This window comes from Pseudomonas batumici (assembly GCF_036585405.1).
In the GTDB taxonomy this organism is placed as follows: Bacteria; Pseudomonadota; Gammaproteobacteria; order Pseudomonadales; family Pseudomonadaceae; genus Aquipseudomonas; species Aquipseudomonas batumici.
In genome coordinates, this window is sequence record NZ_CP144470.1 from 4766377 (window position 1) to 4779668 (window position 13292).

Genomic DNA, 13292 nt, shown 5'->3' on the forward strand with positions numbered 1-13292 from the left:
GGGCGGCGTTCCGACGATGAGGCCCATGAGCCTTGCATCGCCTGAACGGCCGCCATCGCCGGCAAGCCGGCTCCTACAAGGGGAGGGCGTTGCTCTCAAACCTCTGTCAGAGACTCAACCGCATCGACAGGTCCACCGCCTTCACATCCTTGGTCATGGCGCCAATGGATATGTAGTCCACGCCCGTCTCGGCAATCGGCCGCAGCGTCTGTTCATTGATCCCACCGCTGGCTTCCAGCTTGGCCTTGCCGGCGTTCAGGCGCACCGCTTCGCGCATGTCGTCCAGGCTCAACTCATCCAGCATGATGATGTCCGCCCCCGCCGCCAGCGCTTGCTTGAGCTCGGCCAGGCTCTCCACCTCGATCTCCACCGGCTTGCCCGGGGCGATCCTGTGCGCCGCGCTGATCGCCTGGGCGATCCCGCCGCAGGCGGCGATATGGTTTTCCTTGATCAGGAACGCGTCGTACAAGCCAATCCGATGGTTATGACAGCCGCCGCAGGTCACCGCGTACTTCTGCGCCAGGCGCAAGCCGGGCAGGGTCTTGCGGGTGTCCAGCAGCTTGACCGCGGTATCGGCGACCTGGTCGGCGTAATACCGCGCATGGGTCGCGACCCCGGAAAGCATCTGCAGGAAATTCAGTGCGCTGCGTTCGCCGCTGAGCAGCGAACGCGCCGGACCCTCCAGGTGGAACAGCGGCTGGTTCGGCTGGACCCGTTCGCCGTCGTGCACCTGCCAATGCACGGCCACCCGCGGATCGAGCTGGCGAAACACCGCATCGACCCAGGCTGTACCGGCGATGGTCGCCTCGTCGCGGGTAATGATGGTGGCCTTGGCCAGGCGCTCGGCGGGGATCAATTGCGCGGTGATGTCGCCGCTGCCGATGTCTTCGTGCAACGCACGGCGCACGTTGGCTTCGATTTCGGCGGTCAGGTCGGCGAGGCGTAGATTCGGCATAACGGACTCCACAAACAAAGTGCCTCGATTATAGGGCCAGGGCGCCGCCCAACCCAAGGCGCGTGGCCCTTCACTGACCTTCGGTCCCGCCGTTGGTCGCTTGTCATGAGCGTTTTGCCTGTCCGACGGTCTGTTTCTGCAGATTTATGCAAAGGAATTGCAGAGGGCCACTAGTAAAGGTGACATCTTTTGCAAGATAATCTGCCTTGTAATTGACGTCATAGCTTTGACGTATCTGTGCTTCCCCGATTTATCGATAGCCGGTGAGTACCTGACGTGTTCGCCGAGAGGCGGTTGTGAGCCATCATGCCCGCCCCCGCATAGACCGATCTTTCACGCTGAACCAACAGAACCGCTGCAGCAGGAGGCTTTGATGCACATTGACGGAAAAGTCGTGCCTTTGCACAAGACCTCCGACGATCAAGCGACGCCGTCGCCGCTGGCCCGTTTGCCCGTGGTTCTCACCCAGGTGCGTGACAAGGCCGCGCTGCAGCTCAAGCAAGGCTTGCAGGCGCTGTTCGATAACGCCGACGACACCTTGTTCGAAATGGCCGACAAGGCCCAGAACAACGTCGACCAGAACACCTTCTTTGAAGCCATGCGCGACCTGCGTCTCAAGCGCAAGAGCATCGAGCGCGGCTTTCTCCAGCGGTTTTTCGAGGCCTTCGACGGTCTCGGCCAGTACGACACCAGCGAGCCGACGCTGTCCAAGGCCGTGGACTACGAGGCCCTGGCACTGGTACCCAACGACGAGCTCGAACGCACCGTGGCCCTGGATGCCATGGTCGCCAAGGTACTCAGCCGCGACGGTTTTGCCCTGGGGCAACTCAGCACCCGTCTCAATGCCCTGATCAGCCGGCGTGTCGACGACGCGAGCAATCCCATGGGACCGGCGATGCTCTGCGATTATTTCCTGGAGGCCGGGCGCGACCTCGGGGTGGAGATCAAGGTCAAGCTGATCATCCTCAAGCTGTTCGAGAAGTATGTCCTCAGCGACGCCGACCACTTGTATGCCGAAGCCAATCAGTTGCTGATCGCCACCGGTGTGCTGCCGGAACTCAAGGCCGCTCCGGCGCGGCGCACCAGCGACCGGTCGTCGGCCAGCGCAGGTGAGCGTCAGGCCCCGACCGCCAGCATCAAGCCCCTGGACGAAAGCGTGCAGGAAATGTTCGCCGCCTTGCAGGAACTCCTGTTGCACGTGCGCGGCAGCGTGGCGCCCAAGCTCGAGGCCGGTTCCGAAGTCCAGCCGATTTCCACCAACGACCTGCTGCGCCTGCTCTCGCATCTGCAGCAATATGTGCCGGAGCCCAGTTCGCCGGAAGACTTCGACCTGCGCAATCAGCTGGAACAGCTGTTGACCCGGGTCAGCGTGAAAAGCGGCAAGTCGAGGGTGGTCGGGGGCATGGACGAGGACGTGATCAACCTGATCGCGATGCTCTTCGAATTCATCCTCGATGACCGGGTCCTTCCCGATTCTCTGAAAGCGCTGATCGGCCGCCTGCAGATCCCGATGTTGAAAGTGGCGGTACTGGACAAGAGTTTCTTCAGTCGCGGCAGTCATCCGGCGCGACGCCTGTTGAACGAAATCGCCTCGGCCGCCCTGGGCTGGGGCGCGCGCGACGACCATCAGCGCGATGCGTTGTACGTGCGCATCGAACAGATCGTGCAGCGCCTGTTGAATGACTTCGTCGATGACCCGGCGATCTTTTCCGAGTTGCTGGCGGAGTTCCTCGCCTTTACCGGCGACGAGCGCCGGCGCAGCGAATTGCTCGAGCAGCGTACCCGCGATGCCGAGGAAGGCCGGGCCAAGGCCGAACAGGCGCGTCAGCGGGTCCAGGAAGTGATGAACGCGCGGCTGTTGGGCAAGACCTTGCCCGAGGTGGTGGTGCGCCTGCTCCAGGAGGCCTGGAGCAAGGTGTTGTTGCTGACCTGGCTGAAGCAGGGGGAAGCCTCCGCCGAATGGCAGGCCGGTTTGCAGACCATGGACGAGTTGATCTGGAGTGTCGACCCCCAGGACCCGGTCGATGCGCGGCTCAAGCTGCTGGAGCTGGTGCCGGGGTTGCTCAAGGCCCTGCGTGACGGCCTGGCCAGCGCCGCCTTCGATCCCTTCGCCACCAGCGAGTTTTTCAGCCAGCTGGAACTCCTCCATGTCCAGGTTCTCCAGCAGTTGGCCAAACGCAGCGCCGAGCCGCAGACACCGGCGCCGGCGATGGTGGAGGTGGTGGAAGAGATTGTCCTGAGTGCGCCCCACGAGCGCCTGAGCGACGAAACCACCTTCGAGTTGCCGGCGGATGACGCCGGCCTGCTCTGGGTCCGGCAATTGCACATCGGCCAGTGGGTGGAAATCCGCGAGGACGAGGACAGCAGCCTGCGCTGCAAGCTGACGGCGATCATCGAGCCGGGCGGCAAGTATATTTTCGTCAATCGCACCGGCATGAAGGTGCTCGAGCGCACGGCGCAAGCCCTGGCGGTGGAGTTTCGCCGTGGCGCGGTGCGCTTGCTCGACGACGCCTTGCTGTTCGACCGGGCGCTGGCCTCGGTCATCGGCAACCTGCGGCGAATGACGACGCGCTGAGTGCGCGGCGCTTGTCCCGTCGCGGGCGGCGGTTGAGAAAAATTCCACTATATCCGCGGATTTGCTGACCCATCCGCGTGCCTATCACGGCATACTGAGCCCGTCGTCTTGTCTTCGAAGGAATCGGTATGCAGTTGGATCCCGCCAGCGGTTGGTGCCAGGACGTGCGTCACTGTCCGTCGCCCAACTTCAACCAGCGTCCGGCCGGGGAAATCTCCCTACTGGTGATCCATAACATCAGCCTGCCGCCGGGGCAGTTCGCCACGGGCAAGGTGCAGGAGTTCTTCCAGAATCGCCTGGATGTCACTGAACATTCCTACTTTGAAGGCATCGCCGACCTGCGCGTGTCTGCGCACTTTCTGATCGAGCGTGACGGTATAGTCACTCAGTTTGTCTCTTGTCTGGAGCGGGCCTGGCATGCCGGGGTTTCGTCTTTCGAGGGACGGGAAACCTGCAACGATTTTTCCCTGGGCATCGAGTTGGAAGGCACGGACGACCTGCCTTTCACCGACGCACAGTACGCAGCGCTGATCGGCTTGACCCGTCAGCTGCGAGCCGCTTACCCGGCCATAACCCCGCAACGGATTTGCGGCCATAGTGATATCGCCCCGGGACGCAAGACCGATCCGGGGCCGGCGTTCGACTGGGGGCGCTTTCGGGCCGCCTTGCTGGAAAAAGGAGAGTCACAATGAGTTTTATGGTGCTGCTGTTGGCGGTGTGGATCGAAAAGTTCTCGGCCCTGCGCCAGCGTGTCCAGCGTGATGGTGCCTGGCTGCGGGAGCTGGCCAAGCTGGAAACCGCCCCGCGGACGGTCGCACGGCCCTGGCTGGTGCTGAGCCTGCTGGTGCTGTTGCCGGTGGTCTTGCTCGGTCTGCTGCTGATGGTCCTGCAACCGGTGGCCTATGGCTTGCTGGCCCTGCCGGTGCACCTGTTGGTGGTGATCTACAGCCTGGGGCGTGGGGATTTGCTGGCGACCCTCGGGCCGTTTCGCGATGCCTGGCGGCGCACTGATGTGCAGGCGGCCGTGCATGTGGCCAAGCGTGACATGGATGTGTGCGCCGAGAACGGCGACGAGTTGCTGGAGAAGGTCCAGGGTTATCTGTTGTGGCAGGCCTACCAGAGTTTCTTCGTGGTGATTTTCTGGTATTTCCTGTTGGGCCCGGTGGCGGCGCTGAGTTATCGGCTGCTGGCGCTGGCGTCGCGGCATAGCCATAACCCGGCGCTGGCGGAGCGCGCCGCCTTGCTGCGGCACGCCTTCGACTGGTTGCCGGTGCGCTTGCTGGCGGCCAGCCTGGCGCTGGTGGGCAACTTCGTCGGGGTCAGCCGGGTGATGCTGCATGAGTTGCTCAACTGGGACATCAGCGCGCGGCAACTGGTGGAGAAAGTCGGGCGTGTCGCCGGGGAAGTCCCGGCGCCGGTGGTCGGCGCCGATGGCGTCAGCAGCCTGGACAGCCTGTGGGAATTACTGCTGCGGGCGGCGGTGCTCTGGTATGCCGGGTTTGCCCTTTGGACCGTGCTGATCTGATCCCGGGCTCCTACAGCCGCCGGGTCGTCGGGCGGCTGTCGCGGGCGAAGCGGCATTAACCTTAAGTTACAAAACTCCCTTTCAAATTAAGTTATACAAGCAGTAGCTGCGGATACTGGCTTTGTGCCTTGCCGTGCCTGCCACGATAAAAATAATACGAAAGGGAGCGTTCCAGTGAAGAGCTTGCTATATCCCGCCGTCGCCCTGATGAACCGCTTGAGCTTCGGGATGAAGTTCAGCCTGATCAGCGTGCTGTTCTTCGTGCCGATGCTGGTGACCAACTTCTACCTGGTACGCGATTCCTATCGCGAATTCTCCGGCACCCAGATCGAGCTGCAAAGCCTCGACCTGCTGGGCAGTAGCCTGACCCTGCGGCGGGATCTGGAAACCCTGAACAATCAGGTGCAGATCAACGCGGTCCTCGGCCAATCCGGCAAGGCGGGGGACCTGGAAAGCAGGATCCACGCCCTTGAGCAGAGCGTCCTGGCGCGCTTGCAAGGCCTGGCGCCGGTGACGATCGACCCCGAGCAGGTCGATGCCTTCAACGCCAAGCGCGATGAAATGATCAGTGCCTTCAAGGCCCAGCAGGCCGAAAATTCCCTGCAGAGCAAAAGCGCACTGATCGCGAAGCTGCTCGCCAAGGCGCAAATCTTCAGCCAGATCGTCGCCAGCCAGTCGGGGCTCAGCCGGGATAACCAGAGCGATCTGCGGCAGTTGAGCGAACTGGTGAGCAGCGTGACCCCGCAAGTGACGCAGATCCTCGGCGAAGGCCGGTCCATCGGCGCCTATTCCCTGGGCCAGGGTTTTCTCAATTCGGCGTCGAGCACGCGCTTCGACGAGTTGCAGCAGCAGATCGAGAAATTGCAGGCCGAATACGCGCTGAAACTCCAGGATGCCCTGGGCGCCAGCAAAAATGCCCACACGGCCCTGGATGCACTGGCCGCCACCAGCAAGGCGTCGTTGAAAAAAGGCAGCGAGCTGTTCGAAGAGCAGGTGGTGATGGCCGAAACCCTGGAGGCGCCCTGGCCGGCTTTCTACGATCAGGTCAGCGCATTGATGGCGCAGACCTACCAGCTCAATGACGCGACCCTGGCCTATCTCGGCCAGGAGCTTGAACAGCGCCTGGCGCAAAATCGCCTGCACATGCTGTCGCTGGTCGTCGCGCTGGCGGCGGTGTTCTTCTCCATCGTCTACCTGTACGGCGGTTTCTATGCTTCGACCCGCACCACCTTGCGACGCCTGGGGGAAATGATGAACAAGGTGGCGGCCGGTGACATGACGGTCAATTTCGTCGCCCATAGCCGCGATGAGCTGGGTGAGCTGGGGGGCGTGTTCAATGGCACCGTGGCGAAGATCCATGACCTGATCGAGCGGGTCGGGCAGACCGTCAGCGAGGTCGAGCGCCAGGCCGGGCAGGTCGAGTCGGTGTCGGCCCGCAGCAACCAGGCGGTGGCCGGTCAGCGCAGCCAGATCGAGCAGGTGGCGACCGCGATGAACCAGATGTCGGCCACCGCCCAGGAGGTGGCACGCAGCGCGGCGGCCGCGGTGAGCAGCGCCCACAGTGTCAACGGCGAAACCCTCAGCGGGCGTGGCCTGGTCGAGTCGCAACAGAACAGCATCGCGCAGTTGGCCGGCGAGATCGATCAGTCGGTGCAGGTGATCAATCAACTGGCCACCGACAGCCAGTCCATCAGCCGGGTGCTGGAGGTGATCAAGAGCATCGCCGAGCAGACCAATCTGCTGGCGCTCAACGCGGCCATCGAGGCGGCCCGTGCCGGCGAGCAGGGCCGGGGTTTCGCGGTGGTGGCCGACGAGGTGCGGACCCTGGCCAAGCGTACCCAGCAGTCGACCGAGGAAATCGAGCAGATGATCAGCCGGCTCCACGGTGGCGTGGGCGCGGCGGTGAAGGCCATGGGCATCAGCCATGGGATGGCCAGCAGCACGGTGAGCCAGTCGGAAAAGGTCCAGCAGGCGTTGGACAATATCCTTGGCGCGGTGGGCATGATCGTCGACCAGAACCAGCAGATCGCTGCCGCGGTCGAGCAGCAGACCGCCGTGGCCCACGATATCGACCAGAACATCGTCGAGATCAATCGCGCCGGCGAGCGTACGGCCGAGGGCGCGCACCAGACCGAAAGTGCCAGTCGGCTGCTGTCGGGGCAGGTGGTGGAACTCAGGCAACTGATCGGTGCGTTCCGGGTCTGAACGGCATCAGGTCTTGCCGGTGCTCAGGCTGCCGCCACAGGCCAATTGAACAGCGCGCAGGCATTGGCGCTGCTGGCGCTTGCCAGGGTTTGCGGGCTGACGTTCATCAGCTCGGCCAGGGCCCCGCAGATGGCCGGCAAATGCTCGGGGCTGTTGCGTAGGCCTGCGAACATCACCGGCGCCATGTCCGGTGAGTCGGTTTCCAGTACCACGCTGTCCAGCGGCAGATCGGCGATGACCTTGCTCAGGCGCAAGGCCTGCGGCCAGGTGCCGGCACCGCCCAGGCCCAGCTTGAAGCCCAGCTTGAGGTATTCCCGGGCTTCCTCGCGACTGCCGGCGAAGGCGTGGATGATGCCGCCACGGGCCAGGCGAAAACGCTTGAGGGTGGCAATGGTCGCCGCGTGGCTCCTGCGTACATGCAGCAGCGCGGGCAGGGCGAAGTCGGCCGCCAGTTTCAGCTGGGCTTCGAACAGCCCTTGCTGGCGTTCGCGATCCAGCTGTGGCAGAAAATAATCCAGGCCGAATTCTCCTACCGCACACAGTTGCGGATGGCCGGCGCAGCGCGTCAGCCGATCACCCAATTCATCGAGGTCGGCCGGCCGGTGATCGTCCAGGTACACCGGGTGCAGGCCGAACGCGGCGTGCAAGCGCGGGTCGCTCAGCACCAGGTCCCAGAGCCGCTGCCAGTTTTTCTGATAGACCCCCAGCACCACCATCCGCCCCACGCCGAGGGCGCGGCTGCGTTCGAGGACCTCGTGGCGATCGCTATCGAAATCGGCAAAGTCGAGGTGGGTGTGGGTGTCGATCAGATCCACGGTCAGGCCTCGTGGAGTCGCTGCTTGAAGGTTCGGGCGATGGCCTGGACGCCAGGCTGGTAGGTCTTTTCCTCGATGGCGGCGAGGGCCAGCTCCAGGGCCTTTTCGGCGATCAGCTGATGCTGCTGGGCCATGGCGTTGACCGGCAAGGGCAGGAAGTCCAGCAGTTGGGTATCGCCGAAGGTGCCCAGGCGCAGGGGCTGCGCCTGCAGCGGTTGATCGTGCAGGGCATCGAACACGCCCTGCAGCAGGACGTAGGAGGTGGTGACCAGGGCATCCGGCAGATGGCCGAGGCGCTTGACCAGGTCGTCCATCAACTGGCGACCGCACTCGCGGCTGAAGGCTTCGCCATGGGCCATCAACACTTCGCCCTTGAACCCTTGCAAGGCGTCCTGGAAGCCGGCGGCGCGCTGGCGGCTGATGCTCAATTCGGAGCGGGCGCCGAGCAGGGCGATATGCCGAGGCAAGGGTTGCAGCAGGCTGCGGGTCAGTTGCAGGCTGGCCTGTTGGTCGTCACTGACCACCGAGCAGAAGTGCGCCGGTTCCATTTCCCGGTCAATGGCGATCACCGGTATGCCCAGCGCCTGCAACTGGAGATAGCTGTCGTCATCCGCCGGCAGGCAGCTGGCGACGAACAGCGCATCGCAGCGCCGTGCGCGGAACAGTTGCAGCAGTTGCCGCTCGCTGTCGGGGGCGTCGTCGGAGCTGGCGATCAGCAGCTGGTAGCCCCGGGCGCGGGCGCCTTGCTCCAGCAGCTTGGCGATGCGCGCGTAACTGGGGTTTTCCAGGTCCGGCAGAATGAAACCCAAGGTCCGCGTCTTGCGACTGCGCAGCCCGGCGGCCTGGGGATTGGGCGTGAAGCCATGCTGGTCGACCACGGCCCGCACCCGTTCAACGGTGCTGTTGCTGATGCGCTGTTGTTCGGCCTTGCCGTTGATCACGTAGCTGGCGGTGGTGACGGACACACCGGCCAGTTGGGCGATATCACTGAGTTTCAAACCGGAAATTCCTTATTTTGTTGCAGCTCATGTCCGCATTTTCGCTGATCGTACCCTATTCCGGCAGTCGACCTTCGTCGTCGAGTTGTCAAAAGACGACGGCGGTTCCACTGTGGGACTGTACACAAAACAGATGCAGGAGCCTCGAGAACGTCAAACGCTTCGCTGCCAAGCCCGGTTCTGCAGGCCTATCCCGGGATTTTGAAGCGACCGCAGGGGCTTCAACGCCGAACGATAATCGAGTAACGTGTGGAACACTCTAGATTAAACGTTTCAGCAAGCGTATTTTTGAGGCATTCGGCCCGTGTCACGGTCCTGCCGAAAGACCGTTTCACACTGTTCGGGCCATCGGCCTAAGCTGGTTTATTCAAAACAATACCTAGCGTCCACCTGACGCTGAATAGGAGAAAGGCATGCTCGAGCTCACCGTAGAGCAGATTTCCATGGGCCAGTCGGCCGTGGACAAGTCTGCGGCCCTGCAACTGCTCGCGAACAATCTGGTGGCCGACGGCCTGGTGGCCGAGGGTTATCTGACGGGCTTGCAGGCTCGCGAAGCCCAGGGCTCGACCTTTCTCGGCCAAGGTATTGCGATCCCCCACGGTACGCCGGAAACCCGCGACCAGGTGTTCGCCACCGGTGTGCGCCTGCTGCAGTTTCCCGACGGCGTGGACTGGGGCGACGGTCAGATCGTCTACCTGGCCATCGGTATTGCCGCCCGTTCCGACGAGCACTTGCGCCTGCTGCAACTGCTGACCCGGGCCCTCGGCGAGACCGATCTGGGCCAGGCCCTGCGTCGTGCCAGCTCCGCCGAGGCGCTGCTGAAACTGTTGCAGGGCGCGCCGCAGGAACTGGCGCTGGATGCGCAGATGATCGGCCTGGGCGTGGCCGCGGAGGATTTCGAAGAGCTGGTCTGGCGGGGCGCGCGCCTGCTGCGCCAGGCCGATTGCGTCAGCAATGGTTTTGCCGCCGTGTTGCAGCAGGTCGAAGCCTTGCCCCTGGGCGACGGCTTGTGGTGGCTGCACAGTGAGCAGACGGTCAAGCGGCCGGGCCTGGCCTTCGTGACCCCGAACAAACCGCTGCGCTACCTCGGCCAGCCCCTGAACGGCCTGTTCTGCCTGGCCAGTCTCGGCGAGGCCCACCAAGCCCTGCTCGAACGCCTGTGTGCGCTGCTGATCGAAGGGCGTGGCCAGGAACTCGGCCGTGCCACCAGCAGCCGCGCGGTGCTCGAAGTCCTCGGCGGCGAGTTGCCGGCCGATTGGCCGAGCGCGCGGATTGCCCTGGCCAATGCCCACGGCTTGCACGCCCGGCCGGCGAAAGTCCTGGCGCAACTGGCGAAAAACTTCGAAGGCGATATTCGCGTGCGCATCGTCGACGGTGCCGGCGGCGCGGTGTCGGTGAAGAGCCTGAGCAAGTTGCTCAGCCTCGGCGCACGGCGCGCCCAGGTGCTGGAATTCATCGCCGAGCCGAGCATTGCCGCCGATGCCTTGCCCGCGCTCCTGGCGGCTGTGGAGGAAGGCCTGGGCGAGGAAGTCGAGCCATTGCCGGCGGTCAGTGTCGCCATGCCTGAACCGGAGGAAGTCCTGGTGCCCCTGCTGGCGCCGGCTGCCGGCAGTCAGCTCCAGGCCATTGCCGCCGCACCGGGAATCGCCATCGGCCCGGCGCATGTCCAGGTGCTGGAACAGTTCGATTACCCGTTGCGCGGCGAGTCGGCGCTGGTCGAGCGCCAGCGTCTGCAACAGGCCCTGGATCTGGTGCGCCAGGACATCGACGGCCTGATCCAGCGCAGCAAGGCCAAGGCCATCCGGGAAATTTTCATCACCCATCAGGAAATGCTCGCCGACCCGGAACTGAGTGACGAGGTCGAGTCCCGTCTCAAGCAGGGCGAAAGCGCCGAGGCCGGCTGGATGGCGGTGGTCGAGGCGGCGGCCCGGCAGCAGGAGGCCTTGCATGACGCCTTGCTGGCCGAGCGCGCGGCGGATCTGCGGGATGTCGGTCGGCGGGTGCTGGCGCAACTGTGCGGCGTCGAAACCCTGGCCGAACCCGATCAGCCTTATGTGCTGGTGATGGATGAAGTCGGTCCTTCGGATGTGGCGCGGCTGGATCCGGCGAGGGTCGCGGGGATTCTTACCGCCCGTGGCGGGGCCACGGCCCACAGCGCGATCGTTGCCCGGGCCCTGGGCATTCCGGCACTGGTCGGTGCCGGCGCGGCGGTGCTGCTGCTGGCACCCGGCACGCCTCTGTTGATCGACGGGCAGCGCGGTCGCCTGCATGTGTCGCCGGATGCGGCGACCTTGCAGCGTGCCCTGCAGGAGCGCGACACCCGTGAGCAGCGCCTGCGCGAGGCCTCGGAACAGCGTCACGAACCGGCGCTGACCCGCGATGGCCACGCGGTCGAGGTCTTCGCCAATATCGGCGAAAGCGCGGGCGTCGCAAGCGCAGTGGAGCAGGGCGCCGAAGGCATCGGCCTGCTGCGTACCGAACTGATTTTCATGGCCCATCCGCAGGCACCGGACGAGGCGACCCAGGAAGCCGAATACCGTCGCGTGCTCGATGGCCTGGCGGGCCGGCCGCTGGTGGTGCGGACTCTTGACGTCGGCGGCGACAAACCGCTGCCGTACTGGCCGATCGCCAAGGAGGAAAACCCCTTCCTCGGTGTGCGCGGCATTCGCCTGACCCTGCAGCGTCCGCAGATCATGGAAGGGCAGTTGCGCGCCTTGCTGCGTGCCGCCGACAACCGCCCTTTGCGGATCATGTTCCCGATGGTCGGCAGCGTCGCCGAATGGCGCCAGGCCCGGGACATGACCGAGCGTCTGCGCCAGGAAATCCCGGTGGCCGACCTGCAACTGGGGATCATGATCGAGGTACCGTCGGCGGCGCTGCTGGCGCCGGTGCTGGCCAAGGAAGTGGACTTCTTCAGCGTCGGCACCAACGACCTGACCCAATACACCCTGGCCATCGACCGTGGTCACCCGACGCTCTCGGCCCAGGCCGATGGCCTGCACCCGGCGGTGCTGCAACTGATCGACATCACCGTGCGCGCGGCCCATGCCCATGGCAAATGGGTCGGCGTGTGCGGAGAACTGGCGGCGGACCCCTTGGCGGTGCCGGTGCTGGTGGGGCTGGGGGTGGATGAGCTGAGCGTCTCGGCCCGCAGCATTCCCGAGGTCAAGGCGCGGGTGCGCGAGCTGAGCCTGCCCCAGGCCCAGGCGCTGGCCCAGGCCGCCTTGGCGGTGGGCAGCGGCGATGAAGTGCGCGCGCTCGTGGAGGCCGTGTAATGGCCCGGATCCTGACCCTGACCCTGAACCCGGCGCTGGACCTGACCGTGCAATTGGCGCGGCTGGAGCCGGGCCAGGTCAACCGCAGCGAAGCCATGTACACCCATGCCGCCGGCAAAGGACTGAATGTGGCCCAGGTGCTGGCGGACCTCGGGCATCAACTGACCGTCGGCGGTTTTCTCGGCGACAGCAATCCGCAAGCGTTCGAGGCCCTGATGGCGCGTCGCGGCTTTGTCGACGCCTTTGTCCGGGTGCCGGGGGAAACCCGCAGCAATATCAAGCTGGCCGAGCATGACGGACGGATCACCGATCTCAATGGCCCCGGTCCCCAGGTCAGTGAACAGGCGCGGCAAGCGCTGTTGGACAAGCTCGACCTGATCGCCCCGGGACATGACGCCGTGGTGGTGGCCGGCAGCCTGCCGCAGGGGGTGAGCCCCGAGTGGCTGCAGGCGCTGCTGCTGCGCCTGAAAGAGCTCGGTCTGAAAGTCGCCCTGGACACCAGTGGCGCGGCATTGCGCGCCGGTCTCGCGGCGGCACCCTGGCTGATCAAGCCCAACGGCGAGGAACTGGCCGAGGCCTTGTGGATTCCCGCGACCTCGCTGCAGAGCCAGGCCGAAACCGCCGCGCGGCTGCAGGCCGAGGGGATCGAACATGTGGTGATTTCCCATGGTGCCGAGGGGGTCAACTGGTTTTCCGGTGCGCCGGCCTTGCAGGCGCTACCGCCGAAAGTGCAAGTCGTCAGTACCGTCGGTGCCGGCGATTCGCTGCTGGCCGGCATGCTGCACGGGCTGCTCAGCGGTCACGGTGCCGAGCAGACCTTGCGCACCGCCACCGCGATTGCCGCCCAGGCGGTGACCCAGATCGGTTTCGGTATCAGCGACAGGGCGCAGTTGGCGCAGCTTGAAAGCGGCGTCCGCGTGCACGCCCTGACAGAACAATAAGAG

General features: G+C 64.6%; 9 protein-coding genes. 6 read left to right on the forward strand and 3 right to left on the reverse strand.

The features are described from left to right. Positions 1-106: 106 nt before the first annotated feature. Positions 107-955, reverse strand: coding sequence for a carboxylating nicotinate-nucleotide diphosphorylase (nadC, locus tag NUH87_RS21765; protein ID WP_338522629.1), 849 nt, complete (start codon positions 953-955; stop codon positions 107-109). Between the two features lie 373 nt (positions 956-1328). Between nadC and NUH87_RS21770 the strand changes: the two genes are divergently transcribed. From NUH87_RS21770 to NUH87_RS31320, 4 genes are all read left to right on the forward strand, one after another. After that, entirely contained in the window at positions 1329-3530 is a 2202-nt protein-coding gene (locus NUH87_RS21770) for a DUF1631 domain-containing protein (protein WP_338522630.1), read from the forward strand. A 128-nt stretch (positions 3531-3658) separates the two neighbouring features. Then, entirely contained in the window at positions 3659-4222 is a 564-nt protein-coding gene (gene ampD, locus NUH87_RS21775; RefSeq protein ID WP_338522631.1) for a 1,6-anhydro-N-acetylmuramyl-L-alanine amidase AmpD, read from the forward strand. After that, the gene (gene ampE, locus NUH87_RS21780; RefSeq protein ID WP_338522633.1) at positions 4219-5055 is read left to right on the forward strand and encodes a regulatory signaling modulator protein AmpE; all 837 of its coding nucleotides are present in this window, start codon (positions 4219-4221) and stop codon (positions 5053-5055) included. Before ampD ends, ampE begins: the two co-directional genes overlap by 4 nt. Before the next feature lie 1500 nt (positions 5056-6555). Then, positions 6556-7260 (forward strand): methyl-accepting chemotaxis protein, encoded by a 705-nt coding sequence (locus NUH87_RS31320; RefSeq protein WP_422393951.1) that lies wholly within the window; start codon positions 6556-6558, stop codon positions 7258-7260. A 23-nt stretch (positions 7261-7283) separates the two neighbouring features. On the opposite strand, the gene NUH87_RS21790 is transcribed toward NUH87_RS31320, so the two are convergent. After that, a complete protein-coding gene (locus NUH87_RS21790) occupies positions 7284-8075 on the reverse strand; it encodes a TatD family hydrolase (RefSeq protein WP_338522635.1) in 792 nt (263 codons plus the stop codon). A gap of 2 nt (positions 8076-8077) precedes the next feature. After that, positions 8078-9073, reverse strand: coding sequence for a catabolite repressor/activator (cra, locus tag NUH87_RS21795; protein WP_338522636.1), 996 nt, complete (start codon positions 9071-9073; stop codon positions 8078-8080). Positions 9074-9486: 413 nt separating this feature from the next. Here cra and ptsP point away from each other — a divergent pair, with 413 nt between their 5' ends. Both ptsP and pfkB read left to right on the forward strand, forming a co-directional pair. After that, positions 9487-12348: a phosphoenolpyruvate--protein phosphotransferase gene (gene ptsP / locus NUH87_RS21800; protein ID WP_338522637.1), complete on the forward strand. Its 2862-nt coding sequence runs from the start codon at positions 9487-9489 to the stop codon at positions 12346-12348. Then, positions 12348-13289, forward strand: coding sequence for a 1-phosphofructokinase (gene pfkB / locus NUH87_RS21805; protein WP_338522638.1), 942 nt, complete (start codon positions 12348-12350; stop codon positions 13287-13289). Before ptsP ends, pfkB begins: the two co-directional genes overlap by 1 nt. The last annotated feature ends 3 nt before the right edge of the window (positions 13290-13292 follow it).

Excerpts from the sequence above, each read along its gene's own strand:
- nadC (WP_338522629.1), bottom strand. The coding sequence starts at position 955 with ATGCCGAATCTACGCCTCGCCGACCTGACCGCCGAAATCGAAGCCAAC.
- NUH87_RS21770 (WP_338522630.1), top strand. The coding sequence starts at position 1,329 with ATGCACATTGACGGAAAAGTCGTGCCTTTGCACAAGACCTCCGACGAT.
- ampD (WP_338522631.1), top strand. The coding sequence starts at position 3,659 with ATGCAGTTGGATCCCGCCAGCGGTTGGTGCCAGGACGTGCGTCACTGT.
- ampE (WP_338522633.1), top strand. The coding sequence starts at position 4,219 with ATGAGTTTTATGGTGCTGCTGTTGGCGGTGTGGATCGAAAAGTTCTCG.
- NUH87_RS31320 (WP_422393951.1), top strand. The coding sequence starts at position 6,556 with ATGTCGGCCACCGCCCAGGAGGTGGCACGCAGCGCGGCGGCCGCGGTG.
- ptsP (WP_338522637.1), top strand. The coding sequence starts at position 9,487 with ATGCTCGAGCTCACCGTAGAGCAGATTTCCATGGGCCAGTCGGCCGTG.
- pfkB (WP_338522638.1), top strand. The coding sequence starts at position 12,348 with ATGGCCCGGATCCTGACCCTGACCCTGAACCCGGCGCTGGACCTGACC.